A 16452-nucleotide genomic window follows, 5' to 3' on the forward strand; every position below is an offset into this window, starting at 1 on the left:
TGGAGTATATTTTGATTTATCATGGGGGGAGAAACGATTATTTAGGAGTGAAAGACATGAGCCCGGTTTTGAATCAAGAATTAATAGAATTAATTGAACATAAGCGTGATGAAATGATTCATTCAGCCAGGGAGACGGGTTTTCAAAGTGTAGAAACGATTACTCGTGGAAATGAGCTAAATGAACTACTAAACTGCTATCAAAAGCTGCTATCCATTCCAACCCATAATAAAATGTAGCCTTCTTTTACATAGTTTTGATTTGCGAAGTGGCTGCCTGGTATAAGTTGTGGTAATATTTCTACTAGGAAAATATTATCTGCTCTGAAAATTTAAGGGGGAAGCCATTGATCGACGGCAAGAAAGTATTCTTTTACAGAATCAAAAAGGGATTAACACAAAAGGCAGCTTGTGAGGGGATTTGCTCGGTTTCTTATTTAAGTAAAATTGAAAACAACAGCATAACCCCAAGTCCGGAAATTCTGGAATTGTTATGTGAGCGTCTGGGTATTGAATATTCTTATGTTAGTGAAGAAGCCATAAATAATCTGAAGAAGGAAATGCATGTCTGGTATAAGGACATAAAATATAGAAATAAAGAAGCGGCTGACCAAAAGTTTAATCATTTTCAATCGCGTATCATGAATATGGATGACACAGGATTGATTCATCTATTCATGGCAATGTCAGCTCGCTATTATATTTTTATTAATGATATGGTGAATGCCAAAAGATTATTGGACAAATTAAATGAAGTAAGAAAAATATCGACGTCCGAAATTCAATACTACACCATTCAGTTTACAGGACATTATGAATATTTACAAAATAATTACAAAACATCATTGGATTATTTTAAACAAGCCTATCTTTTATCGAGAAAACTTGGAATACAAGATGAAGAATTATTTTATTTGATGGGAAATATTAGTACAAGACTCGGATATTTTTCCCAATCGATATATTATATTAAAACAGCGCTTGAAATTTTTAATGCAGATGCTAATTTTGCCCGCAGCATTGATTGTCATATCCTACAAGGTATGAATTATAGCCGTTTAAGGGATTTTGAAACAGCTCATTCGCATTATACTATAGCACTAAATGCATCACACTTTAATCCAGCTTTACAAGGCATGTTGTCAACCGTCCTGCATAATCTTGGTCATTCCTATTTACAGGCTGAGCAATATGAAGAAGCACTTTCGGTTTCAAAAAAAGGTCTCCGAGAGAAGAAAGGGGAAAATATAGGTAATACGATTTGTCTCATTGCTGATATATATTACCATACAAATAGATGTAAGGAAGCTATGTTGTGGGTGCGAAAGGGATACCAAGCAATCAATAATGAAGCAGTAACCCCAACGTATCTTCGGCTAAAGACGCTGGAATTCAAAATAAATGATCAAATTCATGATGAAGCTTATCAGCAGTTTATCGAAGAGGAAGCATTGCCATTTTTGGAAAAGACGCAGGACCGGCTGCATCTGATCGAAATGTATGAAGAGCTGGCTGCTTATTACTCGGCAAAGTTTTCTTATAAAAATGCCAACCACTATTATGCAAAAGTAAATCAGTTGTATAAAGAATACCTATAGAATGAAGGAGAAAAACAAACCTGTTTTTCTCCTTCATTTTTTATGCGGAAATGTTTGGCTGTATGGACCGGCTTTTCTTTCTCCGAAGGTGCCATTCCGCCCATCCGAGGTTAACCGCCATTGAAAAATAGATGGACAGTGGGAACGATAAAGAGATAGGCAGGCCAGCCAGGGTAAGCAGCGGAAGAAAAACACGGAATGTCACAAAAACGAGTGTCACAGCATAACTGCGAAGCATCCATTCCTGATGGCTGGTCACCTTTTTTTCGCGGATTCGCTTCAAGCCGACAAAAGCGGTCATAAACCAGGCCACATCCAGAACAATAAATCCGATCGAAGAGGCAAGACCGCCTGTGGCATACAACGCCAGATAAATGCCAGCCGGGACACTGACGAAAATGGATATCCCATAGATTCTGCCCATGATTCTGTGGACAGAAATCACCTTCCGGCTGGACCTTAAGAATTGAAAGGGACCTGTAAGCAAGGCGATGGATCCAGTGGCGATGTGTACAAAGAAAAAGACCTGCCACGTGTTGTAAGGAAATCCGGGAATCGAAAGTTTCCCCGAAACAATCCCTGCCTGTTTTGGCCCAAAGACCAGATATTGAACAACGATATACGCAATAAAAAGAGCAACGATTACATAACAACCTGCTACAGCATAATTCTTTCTCGTTCGCCCTGTCACAAAAGCCCTCCCTCTTTTTTGTTATAGATTACCATATAATGTATATAAATGGAATATGACAAAAAAGAAAGCATTCAGCTTCGAATGCTTTCCATTGAATCAATCAACGACCAGATAGGCAATCATGGGACCGTTGTGGGAAATATCTGCGTGTGTTTTACAGATCAGCCGGTAGATGCCCTCCTTTTTAAAGCGAAGATGCAGGACCGTTTCCTTGCCTTTTACCACGTTGCCCTTCACATTCGTTCCCTCGATGTAAAAAGGATGTGCTTTGCCGTTTACACCATAAATGCTCAAGGTCACCGGCTGATCACGCGGGATATAAATCGTCCCTGGATCCCAGCGGTAGGCTTCAATCTCTTTTCCGTTATCCAGCGTAGATTTGAATTCCCCTGTGACCATGTTAATGGTCAGCCGCTTTGCATTGGCCGGTGATCCCGTCGTTTCAACAGCATCAGGCTTTACAACATACCACGTGCCAAGTCCGATACAAATACATAAAATAAACAATAAAATCCATTTTCTCGGAACAAACCATATTTTCAAATGTTCCACCTCCATCAGCTTGTCTTTAGACTATATGTGGACAGGATGGATTTCTTGTTAAAAAAATAGAGGGGAAGCGCAAAGGACAACCCTTTTACAAGAAGAATAGTTAAAGGAATACGGAAAAAAGGGATGAGATAAATGGAAAAGGCGATGAAGGAACAGATGAGAGAGCTGGAGGAGAGCCATTTGCGGCCCGATGTTCGAACTTCATTCGAAAAGCTGGATGAACTGCTTGCCGATGACTTCATGGAATTCGGCAGTACCGGTTCTCCCATACGAAAGGAAGATTGTTTGACAGGAGATCTTGATGTGGATGATTTTTCTCTTTTAAATTTTGAAGCTCGGCTGCTGGCGCCTGACATCGTATTAACGACGTATATCATCCGTAACCGGACAAAAGACCGAAACACATTGAGGAGTTCCTTATGGAAGCACATGGAGGGGAGATGGCAGCTTTATTTTCACCAGGGGACTGTAACTCCGTTGGATCCTTCAGATTCAGCTATTCATTTTAAACCATAAAAAAGGATGGACCTCCAGGAGGCCATCCTTTTGTAGTGCAGTTAGATTTTCACATTAATCTTGGCGTTCTTTTTCAGATCTTGAACTTTTTTAACGAGTTTTTCCTGCTGCTTTTGTTGTTCAAGCTGCTGTTTGATTTGAGGTTTTACTTCTTCTAGTTTTGGTGCTTTTTGATCTTTTCCTGTACTTTGCTTAGCATATTTGTTGTAGTAATCCTGAATTTCCTTGTCTGACACTTTGTCAGCAGGAACTTCTTTTTTAATATATTTTTGGGAAGCAATGCCGTCCGCAATTTGTCCCTTAAGATCTGACTCGCTCAGGTTCGCTTGTTTAAGAGCGGCTGCGAATTTCTTTTCATCTTTATATTGCTTTTTGGTTTGAGACAACTGATCGTTCACTTCTTTATCTGATGCTTTGTATCCTTTTTTCTCTGCATCCTGTAGGATAAGGGATTGTCCAATCAGGCTTTCAACCGTCTGGTCTTTAATTTGCTTTGCAGCGTCTTTGGAGGAAGGGTCTTGTCCCATTTGCTGCATTTGCATTTGTGAAGAAGAAAGCGCCATGTTGTAATCCTTGCCGATGATCTTCTCATCATTTACCGTGGCTACTACTTTCTTGTCATCCACTTTTTGTGCATCCATTTTCTTCTGCATTTCTTTCATTTGCTCTTCTTGCTTTTTCTGATTTTCGGCTTGAGATGTTTTTGCCTTGTCTTTACTATCTGAAGCCTTTTTGTCTTTATCATCCGAACCGCAAGCTGTCAATGCGATGGCAAGCATTGCGATCATTAGTATTGAAATAATCTTTTTCATTATTTCACTCCTTTCAAAATTGCCCTTGGGGCGAATTATAACGGATTTGGCGTGAAAATGGAAATGAAACAGGAATTTGTTTTGCAAATGTAAAGAAGAAGACCCACTCTTGGAGCCTTCTTCTTACAGTCAGATCAAGAACATGGCGACAATAGTGGTCACCACGAGACCAATCGCAACAGGGAGCAGGTTTCTTCTGGCAAGTTCGAAAGGATCGACTCCGCAGATGGCCGCTGCGGGAATCAGGGCCCATGGCACCAGCGTGCCTCCGCCAACCCAAATGGCCGCGATTTGACCGAGGGCGGTCAAGGTAGCCGCTCCAGCACCAATAGCATGGGCAAACAGTGCAGCAATGGACCCGGCAAGCGATATACCGGAGAAGCCCGAGCCGTCGAGACCGGTGATGGCCCCAACACCCGTTAAAGTGACTGCACCGATTTCCTTAGTCATTGGAACAACTGATGCGAGTGATACACCTAGGTCGTTCACAATTCCGTGAGAGTGTTTGGGCAGAAGGTTCCCAATGATGGTGTTAAATCCGGCATCACCCAGGTAAAAGAAGGCAGCAATCGGGATAACGGGACCAAAGACTTTAAAACCGAACTGAAAGCCTTCAATAAGATAGCTTGTTGTTTTCTCCAGTCCTTTTCCTTTGTGCCCTGCCATCGAGATGAGAAGCAGAATGACAACAGAGGTTCCTCCGATCAGTGCGGTCGCTTCGCCGCCCTGTAGTTGAAATAAATACATGGCGACAACATCCAGGGCAAATAAAACAGGAACGAGTAACGCGAAAAAGCGTTTTTGGCTGGAGGAAAGCAATGCAGGGTCTCCATTTTGAAGAGTGCTTTCCTTGGAGGAAGCGGCAGCCGTGGCCAATCCTGTGCCGCTTGTGAGCTTGCCGTTTTTTAAATCACGCTTTAAAAAGTAGAAGGCACAAACGGTCGTTACAGCACCCATGACGATAACCAGAGGGATACTGGCATGGATGACCTGGCTGACGGGGAGGCCGGCAGCGTCTGCCGTCAGTTTGGGTGCGCCCTGAATGACAAAGTCGCCGGACAATGCGATCCCGTGTCCGAAGAGGTTCATGGCCATGGCCACACCGAGAGCAGGAAGTCCGGCCCGGATGGCAACCGGAAGCAGAACGGCTCCCATCAAAGCAACGGCGGGAGATGGCCAAAAGAAGAAGGAAATAACCATCATGAGCAGGCCGATCGTCCAATACGCGAGGGCCGGCGAGCGTATGAGCTTTGAAAAAGGCGAAATCATGACATCATTAATCCCTGTAACAGTTAGTGTTTTACTCATGGCCACAATGATTGAGATGACGAGGATCGTGGAGAGCAGCTCGGTTATGGCATAGGCGAAGCTGTTGAAGATGCTGCTTACCGAGGCGCTTAAAGAGCTTGTAGCAGTCAGTGCAATCAAGAAAATCCCCAAAATGCAAATGAGGGTTGTATCTCTCCTTGCGACCATAAAGCCGATGATGAAAAAGATAAAAAGGACATAAATCCAATGAAGTGCTGTTAGCTCAACGCCCATATCTTTTCTCTCCCTTCCGATTCATGTACCGGGCCAATGGACAGCCGCCCGGTGATTACTAACAGAATATGTAGGGAATGAAAAGTGGTGAGATAAAAAGCTTTCCAAAGATATGGGAACCGATTATAATGGGCACCAAAGCGAGGTAGTTATGAAGACGAGTAAAGAAAAACGCTATGAAACTGATCTGTATATGCCTGTTCGGGACTATTTTATGGAAAAAGGATATGAAGTGTACGGTGAAGTCCATCATTGCGATATCGCCATGATGAAAGAAGACGATCTCGTGATTGTCGAACTCAAGCTCACCTTAAACGTGGACCTGCTTGTACAGGCCACAAACCGGCAACGGCTGACCGACTTTGTTTATATAGCGGTTCCAAAGCCCAAATATAAAAGGAATTCAAAAAAGTGGCATGATGTTTTGCACTTAATCAAAAGGCTGGAACTCGGGCTGCTGCATGTTTCCTTTACCAAAAAAGGCGCGACGGTGGAAACCATACTTAATCCCGGGGCCTTTGACCGCAAGAAAAGCCAGCAGCGATATAAAAAGAGACGGACGAAGCTGCTCGAAGAAATCAAAGGCCGGAATGGGGACTACAATGTCGGCGGAAGCAGCAAGACCAAACTGATCACGGCCTACATGGAAACCTGCATTTACATCGCCTGCCTGCTTCTGGAATTCGGTCCGCTGACCCCCAAGGCACTGCGAGGGTGGGGAACGGGAGACAAGACGCTGTCCATTTTAAGCAAAAACTATTATGGATGGTTTGAAAAAATTTCCCGGGGTATCTACTCCATAAGTGAAAAAGGAAAACAGGAATTGGGAATCTATCCCGATCAGGTGTGCTATTATCAAAACAAAATAATAGAGCTGCAGGAAGAAGCCGAAAAAAGCTGATGTTCTCTTTTCGGTTTTTTTGTGCCTTTTGACCTATCTGTTATGCAAACGCTTTCACTTGTTCCTTTATCGTGGTAAAGTTGTGATAGCAATCCAAAATTTTCATGTTAAAGGGAGGACGGGAATATGAAGGGGATCAAGATCAAGCGGTTTATTTCTCTTGTTTCCATTTTTACAGTGCTGATGGGAATCTTTTTTTCATTCCATTCTGTGCAATCGTTTGCAGAAACGAATTCTTCATCAGGGAAAACAAAAGTAACCATTCATTACAAGCCATCAGAGGGAAATACGAAGGACTGGAACTTATGGGTTTTTCCTGAAGGCGGAGAAGGGAAAGCCTATCCGTTTACCGGGGAGGACAAATTTGGAAAGCTGGCTGAAATTGAGCTCGATGGTACATACAAAAAGGTAGGCTTTATTGTACGCACTGACAGCTGGGAGAAAGACGGAGGCGACCGTTTCATCGATATTGCTGGAGGTGAAGGGGAAGTCTGGGTCAAGTCAGGGGATGACAACACGTATACCGAGCCGCCTGATGGCGAGTACCGTGACTTACCTGCCTATGAAAAGTTCAATGTGAAAGTGCACTATTTCCGTTACGACAATCAATACGACGGATGGAATCTGTGGACATGGCCAGAGAATGGTGAAGGAAAAGCGGTTCAGTTTACAAAGGATGATGCCTTCGGCAAAGTAGCTACAATTGAAATGGAAAACCTGAAGGACGTTCATAAGCTTGGATTTATTGTAAGAAAGAGCATACCAGGCAATGATTGGGCCGAAAAAGAATTCAACGACCGTTATGTAACAAAGTTCAAGGAGGACGGTTCTGCCGAGGTATGGATTGCTCAAGGACAGGAGCGCCTTTATTACGATAAAGATTTGGTGGACCGTACACCGAAAATCGTAAAGGCATCCATCGATGGTTTTCGTGAGATTACATTTGAAACGAATTTTCCGTTTGATATAAAAGAGCATGGCATCAGCCTTACCGGCTGTGCATCCATCAAACAAGTTGTTCCCGCTGACAATCAAGGGGGAGACTTTACAAACAAGGTGAAGATCATCACTTCCAAAGATTTGGATCTCACTAAAGTGTACAAGGTTTCCAAAGAAAACTTTGGAGAGGCAGAGGTACAAACAGGCAAAGTTGTCCGCACGCCGGAATTTGACAATAAGTTCTTTTATGGTGGAGATGATTTGGGCAACAGCTATTCCAAAAAAGAAACAAAGTTCCGGCTTTGGGCACCAACCGCCAGTGAGGCAAAGCTTGTTATGTACAAATCATGGCAGGACGAAAAGGGAACCGATCTGCCTTTGAAAAAAAGCAAACGCGGAACGTGGAAATTAACACTAAAAGGCAATCATGAAGGGCTGATCTATACGTATAAGGTGAAAATCGGCAACCAATGGAGCGAGGCGGTTGATCCCTATGCCCGTGCGGTAACCGTAAACGGCCAAAAAGGAGCCGTCATCAATTTGGATAAAACCGATCCAAAGCACTTCCATAAACGGATGAAAGCTTTCACTCCGGAAGATGCAATCATTTATGAACTTCACGTCAGAGACCTTTCCATGCATCCGAAAAGCGGAATCAAGCATAAAGGAAAGTTCCTGGGAGTTGCTGAGGAAAACACAACAGGACCAGAGGGTGTCAAAACAGGATTGAACCATATCAAGGATCTTGGAGTCACGCATGTACAGCTTTTGCCGATCTATGATTATAAAACCGTAGATGAAACCAAGATCGATCAGCCACAGTTTAACTGGGGCTATGATCCACAGAACTATAACGCACCGGAAGGATCTTACTCAACAGATCCCTATAAGCCGGCTGTGCGGATCAAAGAAATGAAGCAAATGGTAAACATCCTGCATCACAACAACCTGAGGGTGATTATGGATGTTGTGTATAACCATATGTTCTCGGCAGACGAATCGAATTTTCAAAAGCTCGTGCCGGGTTATTACTTCCGGTATAACGATGACGGAACACTGGCAAACGGAACCGGAGTCGGAAACGATACGTCTTCAGAGCGCAAGATGATGAGGAAATTCATTGTGGAATCCGTCAGCTACTGGGCCAAGGAATACAATCTGGATGGCTTCCGATTCGACCTGATGGGTATTCATGATGTAGAAACGATGAATCAAGTCAGAAAGGCATTGAATAAGATTGATCCATCGATCATCGTGCTCGGTGAAGGATGGGACCTCAATACTCCGCTTGATCCGTCATTGAAAGCCAATCAAAAGAATGCCGGAAAAATGACTGGCATCGCCCATTTTAACGATGGAATCCGTGACAGCTTAAAGGGGAGCGTATTTGAAGATACCGACAAAGGGTTCGTGAACGGAAAACCCGATACCGAAGAGGCAATCAAGGAAGGGGTTAAAGCAGGGATCGATTATTCGAGCACGATGGCGACCTATAAGGATCCGGAACAGGTGATCACGTATGTCGAAGCTCACGATAACCACACCCTGTGGGACAAGCTTCAATTGACAAATCCGGAAAGCTCGGTGGATACCCGGAAAAAGATGCATAAGCTCGCGTCATCCATCATCCTGACATCACAAGGTATCTCCTTCCTTCATGCCGGACAGGAATTCATGAGAACGAAAGGAGGCGACCATAACAGCTACAAGTCACCTGATGCGGTCAATCAGCTCGACTGGCAGCGCCGTGCCGATTTCAGAAAAGAGGTAGACTATATGAAAGGCTTGATTAAGCTTCGAAAAGGCCATCCTGCCTTCCGGATGAGAACGGCCGCTGACATCCGCAGTCATATCAAGTTTCTGCCCGCACCAAAAAATACAGTTGCCTATGATCTGAAAGGCCATGCGAACAACGACAGGTCAAAGGATCTGGTCGTGGTTTATAACGCCAACACAAGCGTTCAAACGATCTCACTTCCAAAGATCGGACCATGGCGAGTCCTGGCGAATGGCGAAGACGCGGGGAACAAACCTCTTGGAATCGTAATGGGCAAAACCATTCAAGTACCTGCGCTCAGTACCATTGTTCTGGATGGACGATGAAAATAATGGAAGAAACCGCTGGAGGAATCCGGCGGTTTTTTATCATTCTGTAGTAAAAGTTTTACCTGTTCCTAGTCACTTTTCACAATAGATTACAGAATATTGTTACTATATAATCCGAAGTAGAGATGGTTTTAAGAGGGAGGGACAAAAATGAAAGAGCTAAAAACGAATGTGACGATACAAAACGTATGGGAAGCAAGAAAGAGGATGAGTTCAATAATCAGCAAAACACCGGCTGTTGAATCTTTTATTCTATCAGAAAAGGTGGGCCGCCCGGTCTATTTAAAACTGGAGACCGTGCATGATACAGGGGCTTTTAAGGTACGGGGTGCGGCCAATAAAATCCTCAGCTTGACTGAGGAGGAAAGAAAACGGGGTGTAGCAACGTATTCCACCGGAAATCATGGAATGGCAGTGGCCTATGTCGCTAAAAAGCTGGGAATTAAAGCGACCGTTTGCATCTCGAACCGGGTACCAAAGGCAAAAGTAGATTCATTGAAAAGGCTTGGAGCTTTCATTGAATTTTGCGGAGAGAGCCAGGATGAAGCGGGCGAACGATGTCTGGTGCTGGAAAGGAAGCATGGGTTAACCGTTATTGAGCCCTTTGATGATCCAGAGGTCATTGCCGGTCAGGGCACCATCGGCCTCGAGCTGCTGGAGGATATCCCTGCTTTGAAGGACGTTGTTGTCCCTCTTTCAGGCGGAGGACTGCTGTCAGGAATCGGTATGGCGCTGAAGACGAATGACCCTTCAATCGGGATCACTGGCGTTTCCATGGTAGAATCAGCCGTGATGTATGAAAGTTTACGAGCGGGCAAACCAATTAAGATGCCGGAAAAGGATACGCTTGCCGACAGCCTGCTCGGCGGCATTGGAATGGATAACCGTTACACCTTCGATATGGTCCAGAAATATATGGACCGGGCGGTATTGATACCTGAAGATGAAATCGCACAGAGTATGGCATTCATGATCGACCATCACCGAATGATCCTCGAGGGGGCAGCGGCGACCGGAATTGCTGCGTTGCTGGGAAATCATATTGAGTACAAGGATGGAGCTATTGCCGTTATTATCACTGGACATAATGTGGATCTGACTGTTGTTCAGCGTATATTGAATACGTATAATCCTGCATAATGCTCCCCGCCTGCTGCAAGTTTTGGTATAGTTAACTATATGAATATTTAGAAAATAATCTTGCGGCCAGAGGGGGAGAGCGGTTGAAGTTAGCTGTGAATGATCTGTTAAGCTTGGAAATTATGGAAAATGCCAGGGTGCGTACCGGGAGCTCCCATCTTAGAGAACGGTATGTCCAGTGGATTTCTGCCATTGAAATGCCGGTGGAAAATTTTGTGCGTAAGAACGAAGTTGTCCTTAGTACGGCCATCGGCTGCGGGCATGATGTTCAATTATTTAAAAAGTTTGTGGAGGATATCATCCATTCCGAAGCCTCGGCACTGATTATTGCACTGGGGCGTTATATCTTTGACGTTCCAAAAGAAGTGGTGGAGCTGGCTGAAAAGCATCAATTTATCATTATGGAAATCCCGTGGGAAGTCCGGTTTTCCACCATTATAGAAGAAGTGCTGAGGGAGCTAAACGACATTCAGCATAAAGAACGGGAGAAATCGGAAAAAGCCCAGCAGGAACTCCTCCAGCTGATTCTCAAGGAAACGAGCCTCAGGGAGATTTCCGATTATATTCAAAATCAGATCGGCTGCCCGATCGTCATTACCGACCGTGCAGGAATCATCCAGGACCGTACGGACGCGGGGGATCCGGATGACAAATGGAAGTACTATAACCTGAAGGATGGAATCTCCATAAAAAAAACATCATCCCTTTTGCCACAGGATCCCATGTATCAAAAGTTTCAAATGATTGAGCTCGGCGGTAAGACCATTTTGCGGCTGCCGATCCTGAATGCTTCAGGAGATGTCCAGGGATATTTATTTGTACTGTTCCCAAATGATTGCGAGCTGGAAGAATTTTTAACACAATACCGGGTGAATGTGCTTGAGCATTCGGCTACCACGATCGCGCTTTGGCTGTCGCGCCAAAATGCCATAGAAGAAACCGAAATGCGCCTTCGCAGCGATTTTATACAGGAATTAGCCAAAGGTGAATTTACTTCTGATGAACAAGCGGAGTCCAGAGCCAAACTGCTTGGATTTAATCTTAAGGTTCCTTATGTCTGTATTGCGGGCTATCCCGAGAACCTGGAGCTCTTGTTTAAAAAAAGAAAGCAGTATGACCTTTCGTACGAGCATTGGCTTGACAGCATGATCCGCTACATTGAGGAAGGGAAGAAATTTACTATGCTGCCGGGTCGCTTGAGAAAGAAGTAATGATGACCTATCAGGGAGATAAATTAACCCTTTTTGTGCAGGCAAAAAACAATGAAAACCCTGCTCATCATTTTTTGGACCTGGTGGAAAGGCGGCTGCGGAATTTGCTGCCTGATGTGGTCATTTCTTGGGGAATTGGAGGGGCGCAAGAAACAATCGCAGGATTCAAAACAGGCTTTGACCATGCACAAACGGCCCTGCAAATCGGCAGAAAGAAAAAAGGGGCCGGGCACCGGGTATTATATGAGAATACAAAGGTGGACCGGGTGCTGTTGACCCTGGCCCAAAACAAGGAAATGAAAGAAATCATCGTCTCTGCTATCGAACCGCTCATCCAATATGATCAGCAGCGCAACATGGATTTGATCGGCACCTTCAGCACCTACAATGAGTGCCACGGAAACGTCAGCCAAACCGCCCGCCTGCTTAACCTTCACAGACAGTCTCTATTGTACAGACTGCGCAAAGTTGAAACATTAACAGGCCTTTCTCTCATCGATACCGATGATTTATTTCTGCTCGACCTCAGCATTAAAACGTGGAAACTGGGCATAACTGAAACCCCGGTTCATTCATAATGAAAAAAAGACCCTGAAAAGGTCTTTTTTTCTTAGTCGTCCTCCTTCTTGTAAAAAACATCAAACTGTTCCCAAACATCTTCCAGTTTATTGAAGCGGCCCTACAAATGAATCGAAAAACGTAGGAAGATGACTGGAGGCCAGCAGGACAACATCAGCATGGGGAACAAGGGGCGAGAACGAAATCAATCGTACGCTGGAAGCTTATGATTATGCACTATCCAAAATGAGTTAAATAAATGAGCGGGGACTGTCTATCCTGTCGACGGTCTCTTTTTATGTAATATGATAATTTGGCTAAAATTTTTACAAAAACTTCATACATTTTTGCAGATGAGAGAAAACCATCTTTTCTTCTATACTAGAGTCATAGATTAATTATTCTTAAAATTCAAATAATAACTGCGTTAGAGAGGGTGGGTCCAATGTCATTGGGAACAACTGAATATCAGAAGAGAATTGTGAAAACGAAACAAAGGATGGTGGAAAAAGGAATCGAGGTCCTGCTGATCACGGATCCCGCAAATATGAATTACTTGTCCGGCTATGATGGATGGTCCTTTTATGTTCATCAAATGCTGATCGTCATTGATGATGAAGACCAGCCAATCTGGATCGGCCGGAACCAGGATACAAATGGAGCCAAAGCCACATCCTGGCTTTATCATGAGAACCTGATTCCTTATCCGGATGATTACGTTCAATCCGATACGAAGCATCCGATGGATTTTGTTGCTGATATTTTAAAGCAGATTGGACAGGACAAACGCGCGGTCGGCGTAGAGATGGACAACTACTATTTTACTGCCAAATGCTATGAACAGCTGAGAAAGGGACTTCCGAACGCTGAATTCAAGGATGCAACGCTGCTCGTCAATTGGATCCGCCTGATTAAATCCGATACCGAAATTCAATATATGAAGCGGGCTGCAACGATCGTGGAAAAAGCCATGATGGACGGAATCGGGATGATCAACGAAGGCGTAAGGGAATGTGATGTCGCGGCCAAGATTTTTCATACCCAGATCACAGGAACCAAGGAATTCGGCGGCGATTACCCAGCTATCGTACCCCTGTTGCCATCAGGGGAAAAAACATCCACTCCCCACCTGACCTGGACAGATGACAGATATAAGAAAGGCGACTCCGTCATCCTGGAGCTGGCAGGCTGCTACAAACGGTATCATTCACCTCTTGCCAGAACGGTCAATATCGGACAGCCGTCTGAACGCTTACAAAGTCTTTCCGGGATTGTGGTCGAGGGATTGAATGCGTGCCTGGATATGATCAAGCCTGGCATTGCCTGTGAAGAAATCGAAGAAACGTGGAGAAAGACCATTCATAAAAGCGGGATCGTGAAGGAATCACGCCTCGGTTATGCGATGGGGCTGAACTATCCGCCTGACTGGGGCGAGCATACAGCGAGTATCCGGAAAGGGGACAAAACGATCCTCCAGCCAAATATGACGTTCCATCTCATTCCGGGCATCTGGCTTGACCAGTATGGGTTTGAAGCGAGCGAAGCCCTTCGGGTAACGGCAACTGGCTGCGAAACGTTCGCATCCTTGCCAAGACAGCTCGTGATTAAAGAAGGTGCCCTTGAAACCAACTTCAATTAAAAGGGGAGCTGCAGATGTACATTTTTACAGAACAAGAGTTAAGGCAGCATATATCACTTAACCATGAAGCGCTATCGGTGGTGGAAGACGGATTTTCAAGCCTCGCCGAAAAGAAAGCGGTCATGCCTCCCATCATGCGGGTGGATGTTCATGACCACAATGGTGAAGTGGATGTGAAAACGGCCTATATCAAAGGCAAAGACAAGTTTGCGATCAAAGTGTCTTCCGGCTTTTTTAACAACTATCAGCTGGGTCTGCCGAGCGGAAGCGGTCTGATGATGCTCGTTAGTGCAACTACGGGAGTTCCGGAGGCGCTGTTGCTCGATAATGGATATCTCACAGACGTTCGGACGGCTGCCGCCGGGGCCATCGCATCGAAATACATGGCAAAGGAGGACATCCATACCGTCAGTGTGATTGGCTGTGGCAGCCAGGCCCGGTATCAGGTAAAAGCGCTTCAGTTGGTTCGGAATTTTAAACGGGTGATCGTCTACGGAAGATCACCGGATCGAGTAGCAGCGTATGTGAAGGAAATGACCGAAGAGCTTGGAGTGGAAGTTCAGGCGGCTGAAAGTGCAAAAGAAGCCGTCATCCAGAGCGATCTTGTCATTACAACCACACCGGCAAGCGAACCGGTAATCAAAGCAGAGTGGCTTCATCCCGGACTCCATATCACGGCGATGGGTTCGGACGCAGAGCACAAACAGGAGATTGAAGCAGATGTTTTGGCGAAAGCGGATGTTCTGGTCTGTGATACGGTCGCTCAATGTGAGCGGCTGGGCGAGCTTCATCATGCGCTCTCTCAGGGCGTGATTTCAGAAACAAGGTCGATCACTGAAATCGGTGAGCTTACCTCACGAAAGGTTGCAGGACGCCAAAATGATGAGCAGATTACGGTGTGTGATCTGACAGGCACGGGTGTTCAGGATACGGCGATTGCTCTGTTCGCTTTTCAGGAAATGGTGAACCGGGGACTGGGCCTGAAAATTGAAAATAAAAAACCAGCTCTAAAAAACTAAAGGAGGAGTCATCGTATGACACAGAATGCAAAAGCAGGAACACAATCCGTTTGGGCAGGGGAAAAAGACTATTTGGTGCACGGGGCAACTCAAGTGCCTGTAGTGTTAAGCGTAGCCTATGGCTATGACGATATGGATGAATGGTATGACGTGGCCATCGGCAAGAAAAAGGGACATATTTACGGAAGGAACACGAACCCCACCGTTCAGGCGTTTGAAGATAAGGTAAAGATTCTTGAGGGAGCGGAAGCCGCAACAAGTTTTTCAACCGGAATGGCTGCGATCAGCAACACGCTGTCCACGTTCCTTGTACCAGGGGACCGAATTGTGTCCATCAAGGATACATACGGCGGAACGAATAAAATTTTTACTGAATTCCTCCCCCGCCAGCAGGTAGAAGTGGTTCTGTGTGAAACGGGCAACCACGAGCAAATTGAAGAAGAAGTAGCCAAAGGATGCTCCATTCTTTATCTCGAGACTCCAACCAATCCGACCGTGAAGATTACTGACATCGAACGAATGGCGAAGGCCGGCCGTGAAGCTGGAGCACTCGTGGTGGTGGATAACACGTTTGGAACGCCAATTAATCAAAACCCACTTGCTCTTGGTGCAGATTTGGTCATTCACAGTGCGACCAAGTTCCTTGGCGGACATGCAGATGCACTTGGAGGTGTTGTATGCGGTTCAGATGAACTGGTGGAAAAAATCTATCATTTCCGTGAGATTAACGGAGCGACCATGGATCCGATGGCAGCCTATCTTATCCTGCGAGGAATGAAGACTCTCAAGCTTCGTGTCCGCCAGCAAAGTGAAAACGCAATGGCACTGGCCAAGTTCCTTGAAACACAAGAACTTGTCGAGGGCGTTTATTATCCTGGGCTTGAAACCCATCAAAACCATGAAATAGCGAAGAAGCAGATGAGAGGGTTTGGCGGAATGCTCAGCTTTGCCGTAAAAGGCGGAGTGGAAACGGTACGGGACCTTCTTCCAAAATTGCAATATGCCAACCGGGCGGCAAACCTTGGTGCTGTGGAAACAACAGTCGGGCCGGCACGGACCACAAGCCATGTGGAGTGTACACCGGAAGAGCGGGCAGCCATGGGCATCCCGGAAGGATTAATCCGGATCTCCTGTGGCATTGAAGATATTGAGGACATTATTGCCGATTTCGAACAAGCCTTTCAGCATGTGGAAAGCGGGTTGAAAGTTTAAGAAAATTTTCCGGG

At 45.2% G+C, this 16452-nt stretch carries 15 protein-coding genes; 11 read left to right on the forward strand and 4 right to left on the reverse strand.

Translation table 11 applies throughout. The annotated features are described in order from the left end of the window. Positions 1 to 56 precede the first annotated feature (56 nt). Both AS030_RS23905 and AS030_RS02260 read left to right on the forward strand, forming a co-directional pair. Positions 57 to 239 (forward strand): aspartyl-phosphate phosphatase Spo0E family protein, encoded by a 183-nt coding sequence (locus AS030_RS23905; RefSeq protein WP_162264537.1) that lies wholly within the window; start codon positions 57 to 59, stop codon positions 237 to 239. Between the two features lie 107 nt (positions 240 to 346). Further along, a complete protein-coding gene (locus AS030_RS02260) occupies positions 347 to 1597 on the forward strand; it encodes a helix-turn-helix transcriptional regulator (protein ID WP_061967914.1) in 1251 nt (416 codons plus the stop codon). Between the two features lie 40 nt (positions 1598 to 1637). Here AS030_RS02260 and AS030_RS02265 read toward each other — a convergent pair whose 3' ends face one another. Further along, complete coding sequence (locus tag AS030_RS02265; protein ID WP_061967916.1) at positions 1638 to 2288, reverse strand: DUF2306 domain-containing protein; 651 nt, start codon at positions 2286 to 2288, stop codon at positions 1638 to 1640. Between the two features lie 99 nt (positions 2289 to 2387). After that, positions 2388 to 2834, reverse strand: a complete 447-nt coding sequence (locus AS030_RS02270) for a cupredoxin domain-containing protein (RefSeq protein WP_074440444.1) — start codon at positions 2832 to 2834, stop codon at positions 2388 to 2390. A gap of 141 nt (positions 2835 to 2975) precedes the next feature. Here AS030_RS02270 and AS030_RS02275 point away from each other — a divergent pair, with 141 nt between their 5' ends. After that, positions 2976 to 3359, forward strand: a complete 384-nt coding sequence (locus AS030_RS02275; RefSeq protein WP_061967921.1) for a nuclear transport factor 2 family protein — start codon at positions 2976 to 2978, stop codon at positions 3357 to 3359. A 41-nt stretch (positions 3360 to 3400) separates the two neighbouring features. Here AS030_RS02275 and AS030_RS02280 read toward each other — a convergent pair whose 3' ends face one another. Together AS030_RS02280 and AS030_RS02285 are read right to left on the reverse strand one after the other, a co-directional pair. Continuing rightward, positions 3401 to 4171: a SurA N-terminal domain-containing protein gene (locus tag AS030_RS02280; RefSeq protein WP_061967923.1), complete on the reverse strand. Its 771-nt coding sequence runs from the start codon at positions 4169 to 4171 to the stop codon at positions 3401 to 3403. Between the two features lie 129 nt (positions 4172 to 4300). Next, a complete protein-coding gene (locus AS030_RS02285; RefSeq protein WP_061967926.1) occupies positions 4301 to 5713 on the reverse strand; it encodes a hypothetical protein in 1413 nt (470 codons plus the stop codon). A gap of 151 nt (positions 5714 to 5864) precedes the next feature. On the opposite strand from AS030_RS02285, the gene AS030_RS02290 reads away from it, so the two are divergent. The 8 genes from AS030_RS02290 (at position 5865) to AS030_RS02320 (ending at position 16438) form a co-directional block, all read left to right on the forward strand. Next, positions 5865 to 6614, forward strand: coding sequence for a DUF2161 domain-containing phosphodiesterase (locus AS030_RS02290; protein ID WP_061971448.1), 750 nt, complete (start codon positions 5865 to 5867; stop codon positions 6612 to 6614). Positions 6615 to 6740: 126 nt separating this feature from the next. Further along, positions 6741 to 9656 carry a type I pullulanase gene (gene pulA, locus AS030_RS02295; protein ID WP_061967929.1) on the forward strand — a complete coding sequence of 972 codons (2916 nt, stop codon included), beginning with the start codon at positions 6741 to 6743 and terminating at the stop codon, positions 9654 to 9656. Positions 9657 to 9809: 153 nt separating this feature from the next. Then, positions 9810 to 10799: a hydroxyectoine utilization dehydratase EutB gene (eutB, locus tag AS030_RS02300; RefSeq protein WP_061967931.1), complete on the forward strand. Its 990-nt coding sequence runs from the start codon at positions 9810 to 9812 to the stop codon at positions 10797 to 10799. An 83-nt stretch (positions 10800 to 10882) separates the two neighbouring features. Next, positions 10883 to 12010 carry a PucR family transcriptional regulator gene (locus tag AS030_RS02305; protein WP_240482191.1) on the forward strand — a complete coding sequence of 376 codons (1128 nt, stop codon included), beginning with the start codon at positions 10883 to 10885 and terminating at the stop codon, positions 12008 to 12010. Next, entirely contained in the window at positions 12010 to 12588 is a 579-nt protein-coding gene (locus AS030_RS24185; protein ID WP_240482192.1) for a PucR family transcriptional regulator, read from the forward strand. Before AS030_RS02305 ends, AS030_RS24185 begins: the two co-directional genes overlap by 1 nt. 425 nt (positions 12589 to 13013) lie before the next feature. Next, entirely contained in the window at positions 13014 to 14207 is a 1194-nt protein-coding gene (locus AS030_RS02310; protein WP_061967933.1) for a M24 family metallopeptidase, read from the forward strand. A gap of 14 nt (positions 14208 to 14221) precedes the next feature. After that, positions 14222 to 15226 (forward strand): cyclodeaminase, encoded by a 1005-nt coding sequence (locus AS030_RS02315; protein WP_061967936.1) that lies wholly within the window; start codon positions 14222 to 14224, stop codon positions 15224 to 15226. Positions 15227 to 15241: 15 nt separating this feature from the next. Then, on the forward strand, positions 15242 to 16438 hold the full coding sequence (locus AS030_RS02320; protein WP_061967938.1) for a cystathionine gamma-synthase family protein: 1197 nt from the start codon (positions 15242 to 15244) through the stop codon (positions 16436 to 16438). Positions 16439 to 16452: the final 14 nt, after the last annotated feature.

Source organism: Fictibacillus enclensis (assembly GCF_001457035.1).
GTDB lineage: Bacteria > Bacillota > Bacilli > Bacillales > Fictibacillaceae > Fictibacillus_C > Fictibacillus_C enclensis.

What these genes read in the sequence shown, in the direction of transcription:
- AS030_RS02285 (WP_061967926.1), bottom strand. Translation starts at nt 5,713, where the DNA reads ATGGGCGTTGAGCTAACAGCACTTCATTGGATTTATGTCCTTTTTATC.
- AS030_RS02310 (WP_061967933.1), top strand. Translation starts at nt 13,014, where the DNA reads ATGTCATTGGGAACAACTGAATATCAGAAGAGAATTGTGAAAACGAAA.
- AS030_RS02320 (WP_061967938.1), top strand. Translation starts at nt 15,242, where the DNA reads ATGACACAGAATGCAAAAGCAGGAACACAATCCGTTTGGGCAGGGGAA.
- eutB (WP_061967931.1), top strand. Translation starts at nt 9,810, where the DNA reads ATGAAAGAGCTAAAAACGAATGTGACGATACAAAACGTATGGGAAGCA.
- AS030_RS02315 (WP_061967936.1), top strand. Translation starts at nt 14,222, where the DNA reads ATGTACATTTTTACAGAACAAGAGTTAAGGCAGCATATATCACTTAAC.
- AS030_RS23905 (WP_162264537.1), top strand. Translation starts at nt 57, where the DNA reads ATGAGCCCGGTTTTGAATCAAGAATTAATAGAATTAATTGAACATAAG.
- AS030_RS24185 (WP_240482192.1), top strand. Translation starts at nt 12,010, where the DNA reads ATGATGACCTATCAGGGAGATAAATTAACCCTTTTTGTGCAGGCAAAA.
- AS030_RS02280 (WP_061967923.1), bottom strand. Translation starts at nt 4,171, where the DNA reads ATGAAAAAGATTATTTCAATACTAATGATCGCAATGCTTGCCATCGCA.
- pulA (WP_061967929.1), top strand. Translation starts at nt 6,741, where the DNA reads ATGAAGGGGATCAAGATCAAGCGGTTTATTTCTCTTGTTTCCATTTTT.
- AS030_RS02290 (WP_061971448.1), top strand. Translation starts at nt 5,865, where the DNA reads ATGAAGACGAGTAAAGAAAAACGCTATGAAACTGATCTGTATATGCCT.
- AS030_RS02275 (WP_061967921.1), top strand. Translation starts at nt 2,976, where the DNA reads ATGGAAAAGGCGATGAAGGAACAGATGAGAGAGCTGGAGGAGAGCCAT.